15 protein-coding genes are annotated in these 18,909 nt (G+C 55.0%); 6 read left to right on the top strand and 9 right to left on the bottom strand.

Features of this window, described 5'->3' with window-relative positions; translation table 11 throughout:
- The first annotated feature begins 2 nt into the window (after positions 1–2).
- The 5 genes from infB to pnp all read left to right on the top strand — a co-directional run bounded on the left by infB (position 3) and on the right by pnp (position 6,878).
- The gene (gene infB, locus WEB64_RS15770) at positions 3–2,543 is read left to right on the top strand and encodes a translation initiation factor IF-2 (RefSeq protein WP_368060540.1); all 2,541 of its coding nucleotides are present in this window, start codon (positions 3–5) and stop codon (positions 2,541–2,543) included.
- A 73-nt stretch (positions 2,544–2,616) separates the two neighbouring features.
- On the top strand, positions 2,617–3,057 hold the full coding sequence (gene rbfA, locus WEB64_RS15765; RefSeq protein ID WP_368060542.1) for a 30S ribosome-binding factor RbfA: 441 nt from the start codon (positions 2,617–2,619) through the stop codon (positions 3,055–3,057).
- A complete protein-coding gene (gene truB, locus WEB64_RS15760; protein ID WP_368060544.1) occupies positions 3,054–3,974 on the top strand; it encodes a tRNA pseudouridine(55) synthase TruB in 921 nt (306 codons plus the stop codon). The genes rbfA and truB overlap by 4 nt, the downstream gene beginning before the upstream one ends.
- 97 nt (positions 3,975–4,071) lie before the next feature.
- Complete coding sequence (gene rpsO, locus WEB64_RS15755) at positions 4,072–4,341, top strand: 30S ribosomal protein S15 (RefSeq protein WP_152205268.1); 270 nt, start codon at positions 4,072–4,074, stop codon at positions 4,339–4,341.
- Positions 4,342–4,760: 419 nt separating this feature from the next.
- Positions 4,761–6,878, top strand: a complete 2,118-nt coding sequence (gene pnp, locus WEB64_RS15750) for a polyribonucleotide nucleotidyltransferase (protein WP_368060546.1) — start codon at positions 4,761–4,763, stop codon at positions 6,876–6,878.
- Between the two features lie 51 nt (positions 6,879–6,929).
- On the opposite strand, the gene WEB64_RS15745 is transcribed toward pnp, so the two are convergent.
- From WEB64_RS15745 to WEB64_RS15710, 8 genes are all read right to left on the bottom strand, one after another.
- Complete coding sequence (locus WEB64_RS15745) at positions 6,930–7,769, bottom strand: alpha/beta hydrolase (protein ID WP_368060548.1); 840 nt, start codon at positions 7,767–7,769, stop codon at positions 6,930–6,932.
- Positions 7,739–9,607 (bottom strand): DUF4105 domain-containing protein, encoded by a 1,869-nt coding sequence (locus tag WEB64_RS15740; protein ID WP_368060550.1) that lies wholly within the window; start codon positions 9,605–9,607, stop codon positions 7,739–7,741. The genes WEB64_RS15745 and WEB64_RS15740 overlap by 31 nt, the downstream gene beginning before the upstream one ends.
- Positions 9,608–9,685: 78 nt before the next feature.
- Positions 9,686–10,150 (bottom strand): DUF3015 domain-containing protein, encoded by a 465-nt coding sequence (locus tag WEB64_RS15735; protein WP_368060552.1) that lies wholly within the window; start codon positions 10,148–10,150, stop codon positions 9,686–9,688.
- A gap of 186 nt (positions 10,151–10,336) precedes the next feature.
- Positions 10,337–11,038, bottom strand: coding sequence for an ABC transporter ATP-binding protein (locus WEB64_RS15730; RefSeq protein ID WP_368060554.1), 702 nt, complete (start codon positions 11,036–11,038; stop codon positions 10,337–10,339).
- 9 nt (positions 11,039–11,047) lie between these two features.
- On the bottom strand, positions 11,048–11,803 hold the full coding sequence (gene livG / locus WEB64_RS15725) for a high-affinity branched-chain amino acid ABC transporter ATP-binding protein LivG (protein WP_368060556.1): 756 nt from the start codon (positions 11,801–11,803) through the stop codon (positions 11,048–11,050).
- A gap of 6 nt (positions 11,804–11,809) precedes the next feature.
- Positions 11,810–13,081, bottom strand: coding sequence for a high-affinity branched-chain amino acid ABC transporter permease LivM (gene livM / locus WEB64_RS15720; RefSeq protein WP_368060558.1), 1,272 nt, complete (start codon positions 13,079–13,081; stop codon positions 11,810–11,812).
- Positions 13,081–14,004: a high-affinity branched-chain amino acid ABC transporter permease LivH gene (livH, locus tag WEB64_RS15715; protein WP_368060560.1), complete on the bottom strand. Its 924-nt coding sequence runs from the start codon at positions 14,002–14,004 to the stop codon at positions 13,081–13,083. The genes livM and livH overlap by 1 nt, the downstream gene beginning before the upstream one ends.
- A 158-nt stretch (positions 14,005–14,162) precedes the next feature.
- The gene (locus WEB64_RS15710) at positions 14,163–15,275 is read right to left on the bottom strand and encodes a branched-chain amino acid ABC transporter substrate-binding protein (protein WP_368060562.1); all 1,113 of its coding nucleotides are present in this window, start codon (positions 15,273–15,275) and stop codon (positions 14,163–14,165) included.
- A 389-nt stretch (positions 15,276–15,664) separates the two neighbouring features.
- On the opposite strand from WEB64_RS15710, the gene WEB64_RS15705 reads away from it, so the two are divergent.
- Complete coding sequence (locus WEB64_RS15705) at positions 15,665–16,159, top strand: MarR family winged helix-turn-helix transcriptional regulator (RefSeq protein ID WP_368060564.1); 495 nt, start codon at positions 15,665–15,667, stop codon at positions 16,157–16,159.
- A 152-nt stretch (positions 16,160–16,311) separates the two neighbouring features.
- On the opposite strand, the gene lon is transcribed toward WEB64_RS15705, so the two are convergent.
- On the bottom strand, positions 16,312–18,750 hold the full coding sequence (gene lon / locus WEB64_RS15700) for an endopeptidase La (RefSeq protein WP_368060566.1): 2,439 nt from the start codon (positions 18,748–18,750) through the stop codon (positions 16,312–16,314).
- Positions 18,751–18,909 lie beyond the last annotated feature (159 nt).

The following is an 18,909-nucleotide window of genomic DNA, read 5'->3' as shown; positions in this document are numbered from 1 at the left end:
GTATGGCTGAAGTAACGGTAAAACAACTGGCCGCAGATGTAGGCGCTCCCGTGGATCGTTTGCTGCGTCAGATTGTAGAGGCAGGCCTGAAAGCCCGCTCTGAAAATGACTCTGTATCCAGTGATGAGAAGCAGCAGCTGCTTGCGTTTTTGAGAAAGAACCACGGCGAGTCAGATTCAGGACCGCAGAAGATTACGCTCAAACGCAAAACCACAACCACGCTGAAAGCTGGCAGTGGGGCAGGTCGCGCCAAAACAGTTAACGTCGAAGTTCGGAAAAAGCGAACATACATAAAGCGCGAAGAGAATCAGCCGGAGGCGGAAGTCGAACCGGTAGTTCAGGAAGTTGCTGAGGTGGCCCAGACGGAAGCGCCGGAGCAACCCGCTGTAACGGAAGAAACATCGCCCGCAGCGCCAGAGGCAGCCCCTGCTACCGAAGAGTCTGCAAAGTCGGCGAAAGAGACACCGGCAGCTGACAAGCCGCAGGACCTGATTGATCCGGATATGCCTATACCGCCTGCGGACCCGGAAAACGCGAAAGACAAAGATCGTAAGCCGAAGAAAAAGAAGGAAAAGGCTCGCGAGCGCGTTGTGGATGAGCCCGATGACGGCAAGCCGAAGAAGAAATCAGCGGGTCATCGTGGACCGAGAAATCGTCCGGTTGAAGAGCCCAAGGTGGTTCTTTCTGATGACGAAGAAGATACAACGCTTCGCAAGCCATTGCGGGCGAAAAAGAAACCGAAAGAAAAGCAACACGCTTTCGAGAGGCCAACCAAACCGATGGTTAGAGAAGTTGAAATTCCTGAGACCATCACCGTGGGTGATCTTGCGCAGCGCATGGCTGTTAAATCTGCCGATGTGATTAAAACCTTGATGGGCATGGGTGTCATGGCAACCATTAACCAGCCGCTGGATCAGGAAAGTGCGATTCTGGTGACTGAAGAGCTTGGCCACAAAGCCAAAGCGGTTAGTGATGACGCATTTGAAGAGTCCGTGTTGAGGGAGATTTCGTTTGAAGGCGAAAAGGTCAAGCGTGCACCCGTCGTCAGTGTTATGGGTCACGTTGACCATGGTAAGACCTCGCTGCTTGACTACATCCGGCGTACCAAGGTTGCCAGCGGTGAGTCCGGTGGCATTACCCAGCATATCGGTGCGTACCATGTGCAGACTGATCACGGCATGATCTCCTTCCTGGATACCCCAGGCCACGCGGCATTCACTGCCATGCGTGCCCGGGGCGCTCAGTGCACAGATATCGTGATCCTAGTGGTAGCCGCAGATGACGGCGTTATGCCGCAGACCAAGGAAGCGGTCCAGCATGCGAAGTCAGCCGGGGTGCCAGTTGTTGTCGCGATTAACAAGATGGATAAGGAAGACGCCGACCCGGACCGGATCAAAACCGAACTGGCAGGTATGGAAGTCATACCGGAAGACTGGGGTGGTGATGTCCAGTTTGTACCCGTCTCAGCCCACAGTGGTGACGGTATTGATGATCTTCTCGAAGCTATTCTTCTGCAGGCTGAAGTACTTGAACTGGCTGCCGTACCCGATGCCCCGGCCAAGGGTGTGGTTATCGAATCCAGCCTTGAGCGTGGTCGCGGTTCTGTGGCAACGGTGCTGATTCAGAATGGTACCTTGAGGCAGGGAGATATGGTCGTCGCAGGCGCCTACTTTGGTAAAGTGCGAGCCATGACCGACGAAGCAGGCAAGCCATCCAAGGAAGCTGGCCCGTCAATCCCTGTTGAGATTCTGGGTCTGAATGGCACGCCGGATGCAGGCGATGAATTCTTCGCTGTTGCTGATGAGCGCAAGGCGAAAGAACTGGCGGAATTCCGCCAGGGCCGGGAACGTGAACACCGTCTTCAGCGACAGCAGGCAGCCAAGCTCGAAAATCTGTTCGAGAATATGGGTAAGGACGAGGTCAAAACCCTCAACGTTGTGCTCAAAACCGACGTGCGCGGCTCCCTGGAAGCCATTACCAAGGCGCTTCAGGACTTGGGCAATGACGAAGTACAGGTTAAAATCGTTACCTCTGGTGTTGGTGGAATTGCGGAAACCGACGTCAGTCTGGCGATGGCCACTAACTCCGTTATCTTCGGCTTCAATGTACGCGCGGATGTGGCGTCCAAGCGTCTTGTTGAGCAGGAAGGCCTGGATATTCGCTACTACAGCATCATCTACAACATGATTGATGATGTGCGGGCTGCACTGACCGGCATGCTGGCGCCGGAGTTCCGTGAGGATATCATTGGTATCGCGGACGTGCGTGAGACTTTCCGTTCACCGAAATTTGGCCAGGTTGCTGGCTGCATGGTGACGGAAGGTACGGTATATCGTAACAAGCCGATCCGTGTGCTGCGGGACAATGTGGTGATCTTTGAAGGTGAGCTGGAATCGCTCCGCCGTTATAAAGATGATGCCGCTGAAGTCCGTAACGGCATGGAATGTGGTATCGGTGTGAAAGGCTACGACGTCAAAGTGGGCGACCAGATTGAAGTGTTCGACCGTGTCCGGGTTGAGCGTAAGCTGGAATCCGCAGGCTGAACGAAGCCAGGTGATCATTGATTGACACAGGGCGCGCTGGGAACAGGGCGCCCTGACTATTACAGGCCTTATTATGCCCAAGGAATTTAGCCGTATTGATCGGATTGGCGATCAGATACAGCGCGAACTGGCCCAGATGATTCAGCGGGATATCAAAGACCCGCGAGTAGGAATGGTGACAGTCAACGCGGTCAAAGTAAGTCGTGACATGGGATACGCGGATATCTATGTGTCGCTGCTGACCACCGAAGAGTTGACGGCGGAATCGGAGTCGGTAAAAGAATCGCTAGCGGTCCTCAACAAGGCCGCAGGCTTCCTCCGGGGTCAATTGGGCCGCGCGATGAAGCTTCGCATGGTACCTAACCTGCGCTTTCACTTTGATGCTTTGCTTGGCAAGAGTCGTCATATGGACGCTTTGATCAATGAGGCGGTGGGTAAGAAATCAGCGGTCGTGGTTAATCAGGAAACGAGCCCTGGTGATGAGGCTGATGATGCCAAAGAGTCAAGGGGTTGAGTCGTCGTCGCAAAGGCCGCGATGTCAACGGCATACTGGTGATCGATAAGCCCATCGGCTTGACGTCTAACGGGATTTTGCAACAGGTAAAGCACTTGTTTGGTGCCGCCAAAGCCGGACATACGGGGGCACTGGACCCGCTGGCGACGGGTGTCCTGCCGCTTTGTTTCGGCGAAGCTACCAAATTTTCCCAAATGATGCTCGACAGCGACAAGGCCTACGTGGCCACGGCCCGGATGGGAATTACCACAGAGACCGGGGACAGCGAAGGCAAGGTTGTGCTGGAAAAAACAGTGCCGACTGATCTCACCGAAGCCCGTCTGGAAGACGTGCTGGAGGCATTCCGTGGCGATATCCAGCAGGTGCCTTCCATGTATTCGGCGCTCAAGCACAAAGGCAGACCTTTGTACGAATACGCTCGAGAGGGGATTGAAATTGAACGACCGGCCCGACCGGTGACGATCTACGAACTTAGCTTGCTGGCATTGCGTGACAACGAATTCGACATCGCGGTGAGCTGCACCAAGGGCACATATATTCGCTCACTGGTGGAAGATATTGGTCAGGCACTTGGCTGTGGGGCGCATGTCACGGCATTACGCCGCACTATGGCCTCCGGCTTCACCCTGGAGCAGGCTCACACCATTGGCGCTCTGGAAGCCATTCGCGCACGTGACGAATCACTGGATGCCCTTTTAGTGGAGCCGGACGCTGCCCTGTCGATGTTTCCCAGCCTTGAGCTGGAGTCGGACAGGTTGCGGTCGATATTAAACGGACAACCCGTTAGAATGTCGGACCAGACTGTTTCCGGGTTGGTTCGCCTTTATGGTGATGACCGGTTCGTGGGTTTGGGTGAAGGAATTCCCGATGACGGCGACATGAAAATTGTCCCCCGTCGTCTGGTAAAAAACAGCTGAGGTTTTCCTTTTGGGATTACGTCACTGTCTAGCCGGGCTGCAGAGATGCGCGGTTCGGCCGGATGTTATATTCGCATCGCAAACTATGAGGTGAGTAATGGCACTTTCTGCCGCAGAGAAGTCACAGATTGTAAAAGACTACCAGCAAGATGGAAGCGATACCGGTTCCCCTGAAGTTCAGGTGGCCCTTCTTAGCGCCAACATCGACAAGCTGCAGGGTCACTTCAAGGTCAACAAGCAGGATCACCATTCCCGCCGTGGCCTGATCAGAATGGTTAACCAGCGTCGTAAGCTGCTTGACTACCTGAAGAAGAAAAACGCTGATCGCTATCTTGAGCTGATCAAGCGCTTGGGTCTGCGTCGCTGATCCGTTTGGGTCCAGTGATCTGTCAGGGTGGTGCAGCGCATGCTGCGCCATTCAACAAACCGCGGGGCTTGCCCCCGCTGTTTGTGCTTCTCGCCATTCGGTTCTCCCGCTTGATCAGGAGGGCCGCTTAACGTGCTGATTGTGTAGTCTGTGCTCCGGTGCAGTAGCCACGCCTCCAGCAACGCTGTTTTCCGGATTTGTCCGGTGATATCCGCAGGATGTCTGTCGTAACCGAAAGCCAAAACAATAGCAGGTTGTTGAAACGCCCGGCGGTTGCATACCGGGTTTTTGCAACAGCCTGTTAGCTTTCAGGCCGGCATGCCTTCGTCATTCATCCGGAAGGGACGTATTGCAGCGACCGAGATAGCGCGCATGGGTGTGCTATCAGACTGAACTGACACGATAGATAAGGAGTTACCGTGAACCCGGTAAAAAAGACATTTGAACTCGGCGGCAAGACCGTCACTCTCGAAACGGGCCGTATCGCTCGCCAGGCGACTGGCTCGGTTCTGGTCACGATTGGCGATATTTCTGTTCTCGGCACCGTGGTTGGCGCCAAGGAAGCCAAGCCCGGTCAACCTTTTTTCCCACTGACCGTCAACTACTTCGAAAAAACCTACGCTGTTGGCAAAATCCCCGGTGGCTTCTTCAAGCGGGAAGGTCGTCCGTCCGAGAAAGAAACACTGACCTCTCGCCTGATTGACCGTCCGATTCGTCCGCTGTTCCCTAACGGGTTCATGAACGAAGTCCAGGTCATCCTGACGGTCATGTCCTCTGATAAAACCCAGGATCCGGACATGGCGGGCATGCTGGCCGCCTCGGCAGCTTTGTCCATCTCCGGTATTCCGTTTGACGGTCCGGTGGGTGCGTCCCGTGTGGCTTATACCAACGAACGCGGATATTTTCTGAACCCGACGTTTGAAGAGCTCGACTCGTCATTGCTCGACATGGTGGTTGCGGGTACGAAAGATGCGGTTCTGATGGTGGAGTCAGAAGCCAAAGGCCTGAATGAAGATCAAATGCTGGGTGGTGTGCTGTTTGCTCACCAGGAAATGCAGACCGCTATCAAGGCGATTCAGGAGCTCGCAGACGAAGCAGGCAAGCCCCGTTGGGATTGGCAACCAGCGACTGAAAATACCGAACTGATGGCGGCAATTAAATCAGGCTTCGCGGGTGCGATCGAAGAAGCTTACGCTATCCGTGACAAGATGGAGCGCTATGCCCGTCTTAGCACTGTGAAAGCGGAAGTGGTCGAGAAACTGGCCAGCGAAGAAGAAGGCAAGCCTTCTGCGGATGAGGTCAAAAAGTACTTTGGCAAAGTCGAGAAGTCCGTGGTTCGTAACCACGTGATCGACGGCAAACCCCGTATTGATGGTCGTGACACCAAAACTGTCCGTCCTATCGAGATTGAAGTGGGCATATTGCCAAGCGTTCACGGTTCGGCGCTCTTCACTCGAGGTGAAACCCAGGCGATTGTGACCACTACGCTGGGTACCGCCCGTGACATGCAGATCATTGATGCACTGGAAGGCGAGCGTCGCGATCCGTTCCTGTTCCATTACAACTTCCCTCCGTACTCCGTTGGTGAAGCTGGCCGTGTGGGCACACCCGGTCGGCGTGAGGTGGGCCATGGCCGTCTCGCAAAGCGTGGTGTCGCAGCAGTTATGCCGACGATCGAAGAGTTCCCGTACACCATTCGGGCGGTATCGGAAATCACTGAATCCAACGGGTCCAGCTCGATGGCTTCCGTATGTGGTTCAAGCCTCGCGCTGATGGACGCTGGCGTACCCATCAAGGCGCCGGTCGCAGGTATTGCCATGGGTCTGGTCAAGGAAGGCGACAAATTCGCCATCCTGACGGATATTCTGGGTGATGAAGATCATCTCGGCGATATGGATTTCAAGGTTGCCGGTACCGCTGAGGGCATCACAGCTCTGCAGATGGATATCAAGATTAACGGCATCACCGATGAGATCATGGAAATGGCACTTGAGCAGGCTCACGGTGCCCGTTTGCATATCCTCGCCGAGATGGCCAAGGTGATTTCAGCCCCCCGTGCCGAGTTGTCGGATCGTGCGCCCAGCATCACCACCATCAAGATCAATCCGGAGAAGATCCGTGACGTGATCGGAAAGGGTGGCGCTACCATCCGTGGTATCTGCGAAGAGACCGGTGCATCGATTGATCTGGACGACGATGGTTACGTGAAGATTTACGCCGATACTCAAGTAGCGGCCCAGGCGGCGATGAAGCGTGTGATGGAAATCACCGCGGAAATCGAAGTAGGTGCGATCTATAAGGGCAAGGTTGAGCGCATCGTCGATTTCGGCGCGTTTGTGAACATCCTGCCGGGTAAAGATGGTCTGGTACACATTTCCCAGATCTCTGATCGTCGCATCGAGAACGTGACTGACGAGCTGAGCGAAGGTCAGGAAGTGTTGGTCAAGGTGCTGGACGTTGACGCTCGCGGACGAGTCAAATTGTCCATGAAGGAAGTCAAGGAAGGCGAGCAGCCAACCGATCTTGCTGCTATCTGATTAGCCTAGTGAGACCAGAAACCCACCTCCCGGCAACGGTTGGTGGGTTTTTTATTGCCTTATAAACTCAATAACCTTGTCCCGATAAGCCGGTATTACAAACGTAGCCGCGTGAGGGGTGTCTGTTTGCAGAAAGACTTTGGGTTCGCGGGCGGCCTCATACAGAGCCTGACCGTGATGAAAAGGGATGATGCCGTCTCTTACACTATGGATGATCATGACCGGGGTGGGGCTGATATCTTCAATGTAGTCGGATCCTTCGTAATTGTCCGGTATGGTCCAGCTCAAGGGAATCTGAAGCGGCCAGGTAAGCCAGAACGCTGAGAGTTTCTCCCGGGCAATGGTGCGAAATCCCGAGAAAGTGCCATCGAGAATGACGGCGTCCAACGCTGGCTCTTCGTTGCGCTGACTCCACTCACTCGCCAACGCTATGCCCAGTGCGCCACCAAGACTCTGACCCAACAGGGCGATGGGTTTGCTATCCCGGTTATTAATCAACCAGCGCAGGCCAGTTTCCGCATCGTGCAGCGTGCCCTCGATATCAGGAGCACCGGTAGATTTCCCGTAGCCGCGATAATCAATGAGGAAGACGTTGTAGCCTCTCTCGGGCAGCCACGCGACGTTCATCAGATGGCTGCTGATGTTCTGTGCGTTGCCATGGAGAAAGTAGATATGGCCCTTTGCTGCACCCTCAGAGGGTAGCCACCAACCGTGAAGGGTTTCGCCGTCGCCGGTCTCGAGATAGACATCCTCGTAACTCAGGTTGAGCCGGTCAGGGGTTATGTAGACGTTGCGATCCGGATAGAAGAACAGCCCACTGCAGCCAGCCTGAAGAAGCAGGCTGGTTGCCAGGATCAGTCCTAGAAGTAGACGTTTAGGCCGAGCTGCCATTGGGTCTGATACCTGTCGTAGTGATGTTGCCGGGTGAGTTCAGCGCCAAGGCTGAGGTTTCGCCCGAAGTGCCAGTTAGCGCCGATATAGAGCTCATCCTGACGATGTTGGCTGCTGACTAGCCAGGCTTTGGTGCGGGCACCGGTCAGCAAGCTGACGCGATTGCTCTGGTGCAGAAGACCAAGGTCAGCACCGGGGGCAAAGTCATAACCACGACGGATATCATCGTCGATCTCAAGATCGGCGGTGGCCATTGCCAGTGCCTGTGTCTGTTGACCCAGTCGCCAGCTACCACCGGCTCCGCCTTCGAGATAGGGCGTAAATGCGCGCTTGCCGGAATCGAGCTCGGTTCTGCGCCCGCCAAAACCCACCTGCCAGGAGAGGGGAGAGAAGAACTGATTGCGAGGCGACAACGAGCGGATTTCTACACCAGTAAGCTGTTCAACCTGTAATTCATCGTTGTCGGTATAGTATCTCGCGTCCAGTCTCAGGAATTGGAGTTGAGCACCGGGACGATAGCCTTCTGGCGGGTCCAGCAGGTCGTGGTAGGCCGGGCGCAGGGTGAGCTGGGCATAATGTCGGTCTCCCTGTTGCCCACCGCCGAGCGAAACGCGAAAGGTATCGTGGCCCTGATCATCACGAACTTCCGGCACTGGCGGTTTCTTAAGCGGCTCCGCCCCCTGAATCTGGCTGCGGGCACCAAGCAGGTCGTGGGAGAGTGGCGCCGCATGATCCCTGGGCCAACCCTCTGCTTCGGTCTGGTAGCGAACGTAATCGTAGGTAGCATCGATCAGTTGCGCGCGTATTTCGGGTTCGAGCTGGGTAACTTCGTTGGCATCGACAGCAACATAACCATTGGCGATGGCCGCGGCCAGGGTCTGGTTGTCGTCGCTCAGTTGGTCAAGAGCATAACTGACGCTGGTGGCGGCAGAGGGGCGGTAGTGCACCGATGCTACCAGCTCTTTATCGACCACCCAGCGCACGGTGTCTGATGGAATGGCATGGGTGCTGACCTCGTCGAGGAGATCCGTGCCGGGCCGGGCCACATCGATCAATGCGAGTAGCCGGTAGGCGCAGTTCTCATCGAAGAAATAATAGTCGAAATTCCGATCCCGTATCTCCCATGCGTGGGCCAGCATGGTATCGATTTCGTCGGGTTCCAGATTGAGCTGATACTCCCACAGATCGCGATTCTCGATGTCCGAGTAGAGGCGAATTTTCTCGTAATAGGGTTGGATCGTAGTAATCCCCGGATAACCGCCGAAGATACCGCGGTAGGCAAACATCAGTTCACTGTCGTGAGCTTCCGCGTCTGCGGCGTACGATATTGTGTTCGCCAGTAGCAGATCGGTGCCTTCCTCGTCCTCCGGCGGGTCCAGGCGAATAAAGGTATGGCCGAACATGGAGGAGGGGCTGTTGAGGTAAGAAGCGGCGAAGACCAGGGTGACCGTTGCGGTATTGAGTTTCTCTCGCCATTCACGGTAATCCGTGCATTTTGCGGGCTCTTGGGGCAGACCGAGTTGTGCTCTCAGCCATTTGTCTCGGGCGGGGAAGCGACAGCGGGCATGATTGTCGCCGTTGCCGGGTAACTGGATAGCGGCAAGCGTAGCGTCAAGTTCGGCTTTCGGGGAATATTTCCCGTTCGGGCTGATAAAGAACGCCGCATCGTCGGCCTGGCTCGTGTAGCCATTCCCGAATGGGTCCGTATGATAATGGCCGAGCATCAGCCACGTAGAGTCCTGATAGAGACCGGGAGGCACTGCTACCGGATCGGCCAGGGAAGACGTACAAGTGGCGAAGCTGAGAACAGCCAGCCCGAGTCGGAGCAGTAAGCGCATGAATGGTCGAATGTCGGAGTGTAAGTAGGAAGCGTGCGCCGTCCCTGGCGCCATTCCAGTCCTTCAGAGCCGGCCTGTCTATGCTGTCACGTACTTGTTCAGAGACTCGTGCTTTTCAAGCAGAGCAACAATGGCGTTAACTGCCTGATCAGAGGTGGTGTCTGATGATGGGAAAATGGTAGCAAAGTTATCCTGCAAAATACCTCGGAAGGCATCACGGTCTGCTTCCTCAACACCTAACAGAACGGCAAGCGTATCAAGGTTTTCACCGCTGCCGCGCGACATGTCACGGGCAACCTTGTCGATATTGCTGTCCATGTACATCGCCATGGACTGAACAGACTCGTTGGTTTGGCAGCCCAGAGTGCCTGTTGTCATGCCGAATGTCTGGTTACCGAATGTACCGTTCGTGGTAGCGGCAAGGACGTGCGGTGCAATACCGGACTGGCCTTTCCAGATCATAGCGCCGACACCGCAACCTGGCTGGGCAAGCGCCAGAGTTGAAGCACCCATAAGCAATGCACCTGCGATCAGTTTCTTCATTGTCCACTCCTTGATTGATTTTTTAGCTGTCGTCGCACTTAAACGCCATGCTATCCCTGCGTCAAAAACTGAGAGGGAAGGCAGTGCGTTAACGGTCCTGACTCCATAACGCTCCTGAATCCATAATGCAGCGGGATAACCGTTGCTGTCAGTATAGACCAGAAATTGGAAACGCCAAGATGGCCCCTAGCCGCCGAGATAGGCGTTCTGAACATCGGGGTTGGCCAACAGGTTGGCGCCAGTATCCTGCAAACGAATACGTCCATTTTCCAGTACATAGCCCCGGTCCGCCAAGTGCAAGGCCTTGTGGGCATTCTGCTCGACCAGAAACACCGTTATGCCTTCCTCACGGAGTTGACCGATAATTTCGAAAATTTGTTTGATAATGAGTGGCGCCAGTCCAAGTGATGGCTCATCCAGAATGATCATCCGGGGCTTGGTCATAAGGGCGCGCCCAATGGCCAGCATTTGCTGTTCCCCTCCAGACATGGTGCCGGCGCGTTGGTACTCGCGCTCCTTGAGCCGGGGAAAAAGCTCGTACACGTAATGCTGGCTTTTGCGGATTTCGGTTTTACTGTTAAAAAAACCGCCCATGTGCAGGTTTTCTTCCACCGTGAGCCCGGGGAAGACCCGGCGTCCTTCCGGGACGATGGCAATTCCCGAGCGCATGATGTCCGACGTTCTGTCACGAGTGATATCCTTGCCCTCCAGAATCACCCGGCCAGAGGTGGCTTGGGGGCTTCCGCAGACTGTCATCAGCAACGTGGTCTTGCCTGCTCCGTTGGCGCCGATGAGAGAAACGATCTCACCTTTCTTCACCTCAACGGAGACCCCATGCAGGGCCTCGATCTTGCCGTAATGGGTATGGATGTCTTCTAGTAAAAGCATGTGAGTTCCTCAGGCCTCGCCCAGGTAGGCTTTGATAACGTCATCATTCCGGCGAATTTCTTCCGGGGTACCGCTGGCAAGTGGCCTGCCCTGGTTGATGACGTTGATACGGTCTGAAATTTCCATTACCAGGCTCATATCGTGTTCGATAAGCACAACGGAGACGCGATAATCTTCTTTGAGGCTTATGATCAGTTCATTGAGTTCCCGGGTTTCGGCCGGGTTCAATCCCGCTGCCGGTTCGTCCAGCATCAGCAGCTTCGGCTCGGTGACCATGCAACGGGCAATTTCCAGCCTGCGCTGCTGCCCATAAGCAAGGTTACCGGCGTCCCGGTTGGCATGATCAAGCAAGCCAACCCTGCTTAACCAGTAAGCAGCCCGGTCCAGAGATTTGCGTTCTTTTTCCCGATAATTCGGCGTCTTGATCAGGCCGGACAACAAATTAGTGTTGAGGTGACGATGCTGGGCAACCAGCAGGTTTTCAACGACCGACATTTTCCCGAACAACCGGACGTGCTGGAAGGTTCTGACCATGCCCATGCGGGAAATTTTGTAATCCGGGGTACCCTGGATCTCCTTGCCTTCATACAGGATCTGCCCTCCGGTGGGTTGATAGAACCCGCTCATGCAGTTAAATACCGTCGTTTTACCGGCTCCGTTGGGGCCAATAATCGAGACTATTTCGTGTTCCTGAACGTCCAGGGATACCTGGTCCACCGCGAGCAGGCCGCCAAAACGCATAGACAGATTGCGTACTTCAAGCATGATCCGTCACTCCTGCTTTTTAAGTAGTATATGGATTCGGCGCATCGGCATGAGCCCCTGGGGACGCCAGACCATCATCAGTACCATGGCAGCACCGAATATCAGCATCCGGTACTCAGAGAATTCCCTGGCGAGCTCCGGCAGGATGGTAACGGCAACGGCCGCAAGAATAACGCCGAACTGCGATCCCATACCGCCGAGTACCACAATGGCCAGAATAATGGCTGATTCCAGGAAAACGAAGGATTCAGGGCTGATAAACCCCTGCTTGGAAGCGAATACAGTGCCGGCGAAACCAGCAAAGAAAGCGCCAATTGTGAAGGCAGAGAGTTTGACGCCGGTGCGGCTCAAGCCCAAGGAGCGGGCTGCGATTTCATCCTCCCGCAGAGCTTCCCAGGAACGACCCACCGGCATTTTCATCAGGCGGCGAATAATCAGGAAGGTGACCAGCGCCAGCACAACGGCAATCAGGTACAGGAATATGATCTTGTGGGTACTGTCGTAGGCAATACCGAAATAATCATGGAACGAAATGTTGCCTTCTTCCTTGACCCGGCGACCGAACTCCATCCCGAATAGTGTTGGGTCGGGAATGCCACCAATACCGTTAGGACCGCCAGTGAGCGAGGTCCAGTTATTCAGCAGGATGCGGATGATCTCACCGAACCCGAGCGTCACAATGGCAAGATAATCACCTCGCAAACGTAGCACGGGAAATCCCAACAGTAAGCCGAATAACGCCGCGAACAGGGCGCCAGTCGGGAGTGCCACCCAGAACGAGACGCCAAAATACTGGGACAGCAAGGCGAATGTATAAGCCCCGACTGCGTAAAAAGCAACGTAGCCCAGGTCCAACAGACCAGCCAGGCCGACGACTACGTTCAGTCCCAGCGCCAGCATGATATAAATCAGTACCAGCGTGGCCAGGTCGACGGAGCCCCGGGAGGCGATGAACGGCCATAAAAGAGCGCCGACGACCAAAACGATCAGAAAAATGTTTTCCAGCTTAAGGCGTTTCTCCTGGGGCATCGGTTTTCGGTCTGCAAACCGGTTTAGGGTGTGCATCTGTCCGAGTGCGGCCATGATGTTGTCGCGAAAAGTCTGGAACAGGAAGACGACGATCGCCGCGATCACGATGGCGGCCAGTATGAATGGGCTCGCCCCCGTCAGTCTGATGCTGATGCCTTCAGCCTCCAGATTAAGGCCCATGATGGGAAAAGAAACAATCAGAGTGATGAAGGCGCAAAAAAGCGCGTGTTTAACGTTGTGGGTAGCCATTAGATCTTCTCCACCTCCGGTTTACCGAGCAGCCCGGTGGGTTTGAAGAGCAGGATGAGAATGAGCAGTCCGAACGACACTACATCTTTGTACTCACCACTCAGGTATCCCGACGTCATGCTTTCTGACACGCCGAGAATAAGTCCACCCAACATGGCACCGGGAATACTGCCGATGCCACCGAGAACCGCAGCCGTAAAGGCCTTCAAGCCAGCGATGAAACCGAATAGCGGGTCAATGGAGCCGTAGTACATGCCAAGCAGCAAGCCTGCAACGGCAGCCAGGGCGGCGCCGATAACAAAGGTGGCCGCAATGATCTTGTTGGTATCGATACCCAACAGGTTGGACATGCCCAGGTCCTGGGAGACGGCGCGACAGGCCCGACCGGTTCGGGAGCGGGAAATAAACAACGACAGCGCCGTCATGCAGATCAGAGTGGTGATGAAAATGGTGATCTGCATGTAGGAGATAGAAGTCTGGAATGAATCTTCTGCACCAAACCGAAAGCCGCCCTCGATCAGCAACGGAAAGCCCAGGTTTCTTGAGCCTTGCGCGAGATGCACGTAGTTCTGGAGAAAGATCGACATGCCAATGGCGGATATTAGAGGAATCAGTCTGTGTCGTCCTCGCACCGGTCGGTACGCGATACGTTCCACGGCCCAGCCCATTGAACTGGAGACAATGACTGCACAGACAAGGGCGACCAGCAGAATAAGAGGCAACCAGGCGACGCCCAGCGCGGCCATGCCGGTTATGGTAATGAGCGCGGTGTAGGCACCAATCATGTATACCTCGCCATGGGCGAAGTTGATCATGCCGATAATGCCGTAAACCATCGTATAGCCGATGGCGATCAGGGCATAGGCGCTCCCGATCGTCAGCCCATTAATGAGCTGCTGAATGAAGTACAGGAGGTCTTGCATTATTTGGGGGCTCCGAAAACCTGCACCTTTCGGTTTTCACTTCACCCTTGCCGGTGTGCCGTCATGGGTGAAGTGAAAACTTCCGGGGGCTTAAAAAAACACCTTCTCCCGGATCGCGGTGAGAAGGTGTTCCATTACCGTAAATTAACGGTCACGGCCTAGTTTACCGGAGTTTTGCTGCCATCTGAATGCCATTCGTACACAACAAACTCAAAGGACTTCATATCGCCCTTGTCGTCATACTCAACAGTACCAATCGGGGTGGAGTATGTGTTGCTGCGAAGCGCTTCTGCGACGTCAAACGGATCGGTGGATTCTGCTTGTTCAATGCCCTCAGCGATCAGTTGAACTGCAGTGTAAGAGGTCAGTACGAAGGGGCCGGAAGGATCTTCGTCCTTGTCTTTGAACGCCTTTACAAGATCCTGGTTCTCCTCTTTCTCATCAAAGGCAGGCGGCAGGGTCACCAGAAGGCCTTCTGCGGCTTCACCGGCGATGGAATTGATGTCTTTATTGCCCACGCCTTCAGGGCCCATAAAGACCGCATCCAGATCAGCCTGGCGCGCCTGGCGCAGGATCAAACCCAGTTCCGGGTGGTAACCACCGTAATAAACGTAATCAATGTCCGCATCGCGGAGTTTGGTGACCAGGGAGGAGAAGTCCTTGTCGCCTGCGGTAATACCTTCGAACATGGGCACTTCAACGCCCGCTTCCCGAAGTGTATCCCTGACGGCCGTGGCAATACCTTCACCGTATTGCTGCTTGTCGTGAATGACGGCGACGCGCTCTGGATTCAGACTTGCCAGATACTCAGCGGCCACCGGACCCTGCATGCTGTCGAGGCCGATGGTACGGAAAATCAGTTCATAACCACGCTCGGTAATATCCGGGCTGGTAGACGCGGGCGTGACCATCAGGATGCCTTCGTCTTCATAAATATCAGACGCCGGTTGGGTAGAGCTGGAGCACAGGTGACCGACGACAAATCGTACGCCTTCATTAACCAGCCTGTTGGCTACGGTAACGGCCTGCTTGGGGTCGCACACATCATCGACTTCAACCGCCTCAAGCATTTCACCCATCACGCCGCCTTCAGCGTTGATGCGCTCAATCGCCATCCGGGCTCCGGAGAATTGCATGTCCCCGTACTGGGCAACGGGACCGGTCATGGGCCCCGCGATACCAATTTTTATTTCAGCGAACGCGCTGCCAGCGCCCATCAGTGCAATGGAAGCGCTAATACCTGTTACGAGTTTCTTTACGGATGTATTCATTGGGTCTGTCCTACTTTGGGTCAGGGTTATTCTTATGTTCTCAAGGGATTAAAAGAACACCAGGCCTTGCTTGTTGTCAAGCGCGGGAATGGGCTGGAGTCAAAAAGAGTAAACGCCGGACCAAATCAGTTCTTTATTTCGCCTCGGGTTCTTAAGCGTAGTCCATGGCATTATAGGTGCAAATATCATGATGGTTCAGCGAGAAATGAATGGCTTTAAAATAGCGCAATTTACAAAAAGCATGCTTGCTCACGGCACACCAGAACCTGAATCCCGGCAATGTTGCAATTTATGATGCAAAGACCTCTAATAGTTAGTGGTATAAACAAATAACTTGGGTCGCTGTTTGGGCCTTTCTGTGCGCTTAGTGTCCGCTGTGAGGTAGTGATGTGAATAATTTTGAGCAGGTACTGGTTGCGCTCCGGCGTGTTATTCGTGCGACAGATCTGCACTCCAAACGGCTGAGCAAACACGCTGGACTGACGGGTCCGCAATTGCTGATCATGAGATCCATCCGCGATCTCGGCGAGGTCACCATCGGCACCATCGCGGACAAAGTCAGTTTGAGCCAGGCTACGGTCACAACCATCCTTGATCGCCTTGAGCTCCGCAAGCTGGTGTACCGGGTTCGCAGCACGCAGGATAAACGCAAGGTTCATGCTCACCTGACGGAAGACGGGGTCGACATTCTCGCTCGCGCTCCGGAGCCTCTTCAGGAAGAGTTTGTAAAAAAGTTCCAGAGCCTGCACGAATGGGAACAAACCATGATCATTGCATCGCTACAGCGGGTGGCCAATATGATGGATGCGGACGGCATAGATGCTTCGCCGGTATTGGACGTTGGGCCGATGCTAAGGGAAGACGGCTGGAAAGATAACAGCTGAAATAGTCGCGGTTGAAAACGCTCCTACCAGACCAAGCCAAAGCCAAAGCCTGCAGGTGTTTCCGTAGGAGCGACTTCAGTCGAGAAAAGTCAGCGGCTGGCATACAGCATCGCGGTTAAAACCGCTCCTACCAGGCGAAGCCAAAGCCCGCGCTAATGGACGCTGGCACCCTTTTTGGGCTTGTTGCCAAAGCAAACCGCGTAAACATCGGAATAATGCCTGGCGAAGTTAACCTCTAATCCTTCCTTCAGGTAGTCCGGCAGTTCTTCATAGTCACCCCGGTTGGCTTCAGGCAATATCAGGGTGTCGATTTTCTGTCGCCGGGCCGCGATGATCTTCTCTCTCACCCCGCCAATGGGCAGCACTTGCCCAGTCAATGTCAGCTCGCCGGTCATGGCAATATTTTGCTGCGGCGCCTCCCCCCGGGCGATGGACAGCAGTGCGGTAGCCATGGTGATACCGGCACTGGGCCCATCCTTCGGGGTGGCGCCTTCCGGCACGTGAAGGTGCACAAAAGATTTGTCAAAGAAGGTCGGGTCACCTTTGAAGCGTCTCAGGTTTGACGACACATAGCTGTATGCGATTTCTGCCGACTCTTTCATCACGTCGCCGAGCTGCCCCGTCAGTTTAAAACCACGCTGGTTGCTGTGGATACGCGATGCCTCGATGCTTAACGTCACCCCGCCCATGGCCGTCCACGCCAGCCCTGTCACGACCCCCGTACCCTTCATGGCTTTTTCGCGCTTGAAATTGGGCTGCCCCAGATAACCCACGAGGTCGGAAATATTGATCTTTACTGGAGTGGCGGGCTTTTCCAGCAGTTGCACGATGCCTTTGCGAACCAGTTTGTGAAGCAGCTTTTCCAGGCCCCGAACACCGGCCTCGCGGGCATAGCCCTCGATAACCTGACGAATAGCAGCATCCGTTACGTTGAACTGCTTCTTCAATAGCCCGGCTCTTTTCAGCAGGCGTGGCAGCAGGTGATGTTTGGCGATCACCAGCTTTTCTTCAGTGATATAGCCCGACAGGCGAATCGTATCCATTCGGTCCAGCAGGGGGCGAGAGATGGTGTCCAGTTGGTTGGCGGTGCAGATAAACAGCACCTTGGACAGGTCCATTCGCAGGTCGAGGTAGTGATCAAGAAACTCTCGATTCTGCTCGGGGTCGAGGGTTTCCAGCAGAGCCGATGCCGGGTCGCCCTGATAAGACGCACCGATTTTGTCGATCTCGTCCAGCATGATCACCGGGTTGGCCACTTTGGCGTCTTTCAATGCCTGGACAAACTTACCGGGCATGGCACCAATGTACGTGCGGCGGTGGCCCTTGATTTCGGCTTCATCCCGCATACCGCCAACACTGAAGCGATAGAATTCCCGGCCGAGCGCATCAGCTACTGAGCGCCCAATTGAGGTTTTGCCCACTCCCGGCGGTCCAACGAGTAGCAGGATCGACCCCGAAACTTCGCCTTTGAAGGTTCCCTCCGCGAGGAACTCCACGATGCGATCCTTAACATCGCCCAGGCCGTCATGATCCCGGTCGAGAATGCGCCGGGCTTCAGCAAGGTCAAAGTGGTCTTTCGACGTCTGGCCCCAAGGCACCTGGGTCAGCCAATCCAGATAATTTCGGGTGACGCCGTATTCTGGTGATCCCTGCTCCAGCACCTGCAGCTTTTCCAGTTCGTCCTCAAACCGATTCACAACATGGTCCGGAGGTGAAAGCTCTGCCATCCGGGCCTGAAACCGTTCGGCGTCGGCGGTTTTGTCATCCTTCGCCATACCGAGTTCACGCTGAATAACTTTGAGCTGCTCCCGGAGAAAAAACTCACGCTGATGCTTCTGGACCTTGTCGTTGACCTCTTCGTTGATCTCCGCCTGGAGTCGCGCCACTTCCTGCTCCTTGCGCATCAGAAGCAGCACTTTTTCCATCCGCCGTAACAGGGGCACAGTATCAAGCACCTCCTGTAGCTCGGTGCCGCGAGCGCTGGTCATGGAGGCGCCGAAGTCGGCGAGCGGGGAGCTGTCATCAGGCCCGAAACGGGACAGGTATTGTTTAACCTCCTCACCGTATAGCGGGTTGGTGCGAAGCAGATCCTTGATGGCACTGATGATGGCCAAGGTGTACGCTTTGAGCTCTTCCTTCTGTTCCTCGGGCTCCTCCGGGTATTCGACTTCGACCAGGTACGGCGGCTTGCGGCGCAACCATTGCACAATCCGGATCCGCTGGACCCCCTGGGCGATGAACTGGATCTTGCCGCCTTCCTGCTGGGCATGATGCACGCGTACAGCGCAGCCCATGGCCTCAAGCTCATCGCTCTCCGGTACCGGACCCTCCAGATCGGGATTGTCCACAAAACAGAGCCCTACCATGTGGTGATCAGTTTCACTGACACGCTTGAGGGTCTCGTGCCAGGGCTTCTGATTTACCACCACGGGCTGAACCTGGGCCGGGAAAAATGGCCGATTGGACACCGGGATCACGTACATGCGGCGCGGCATGGACTGGCGGGCAAGTGTCAGGCTGCTTTTGCTTTCATCTTTACCGATGTACTCGGTGATATCATCAAGTGGGTCCTGCTGGCTATCGTCATTCATGAGGCGTGTGAGTCCCTATATGGTTCAACAGGTTTAAAGGGTATCCCCGTTATGTGACGGCGCTGGCGGTAATTTCAAGGCTGGCCTGTCTCAGGGCTTGAATTTGCCCAGCCCGCACCTACTTAGTGAAGTATCATTTTTGTTTATTGCAGATCGGGA

It is taken from the genome of Marinobacter sp. (genome assembly GCF_040882185.1).
In the GTDB taxonomy this organism is placed as follows: Bacteria; Pseudomonadota; Gammaproteobacteria; order Pseudomonadales; family Oleiphilaceae; genus Marinobacter.
This window is presented reverse-complemented; position numbering and strand designations above follow the sequence as displayed.

Bases quoted from the DNA above. Each gene is read 5' to 3' on its own strand.
- WEB64_RS15730 (WP_368060554.1), bottom strand. From the start codon at position 11,038: ATGCTTTTACTAGAAGACATCCATACCCATTACGGCAAGATCGAGGCC.
- livH (WP_368060560.1), bottom strand. From the start codon at position 14,004: ATGCAAGACCTCCTGTACTTCATTCAGCAGCTCATTAATGGGCTGACG.
- rpsO (WP_152205268.1), top strand. From the start codon at position 4,072: ATGGCACTTTCTGCCGCAGAGAAGTCACAGATTGTAAAAGACTACCAG.
- WEB64_RS15710 (WP_368060562.1), bottom strand. From the start codon at position 15,275: ATGAATACATCCGTAAAGAAACTCGTAACAGGTATTAGCGCTTCCATT.
- rbfA (WP_368060542.1), top strand. From the start codon at position 2,617: ATGCCCAAGGAATTTAGCCGTATTGATCGGATTGGCGATCAGATACAG.
- livM (WP_368060558.1), bottom strand. From the start codon at position 13,081: ATGGCTACCCACAACGTTAAACACGCGCTTTTTTGCGCCTTCATCACT.
- WEB64_RS15735 (WP_368060552.1), bottom strand. From the start codon at position 10,150: ATGAAGAAACTGATCGCAGGTGCATTGCTTATGGGTGCTTCAACTCTG.
- livG (WP_368060556.1), bottom strand. From the start codon at position 11,803: ATGCTTGAAGTACGCAATCTGTCTATGCGTTTTGGCGGCCTGCTCGCG.
- WEB64_RS15745 (WP_368060548.1), bottom strand. From the start codon at position 7,769: ATGGCAGCTCGGCCTAAACGTCTACTTCTAGGACTGATCCTGGCAACC.
- WEB64_RS15740 (WP_368060550.1), bottom strand. From the start codon at position 9,607: ATGCGCTTACTGCTCCGACTCGGGCTGGCTGTTCTCAGCTTCGCCACT.
- lon (WP_368060566.1), bottom strand. From the start codon at position 18,750: ATGAATGACGATAGCCAGCAGGACCCACTTGATGATATCACCGAGTAC.
- infB (WP_368060540.1), top strand. From the start codon at position 3: ATGGCTGAAGTAACGGTAAAACAACTGGCCGCAGATGTAGGCGCTCCC.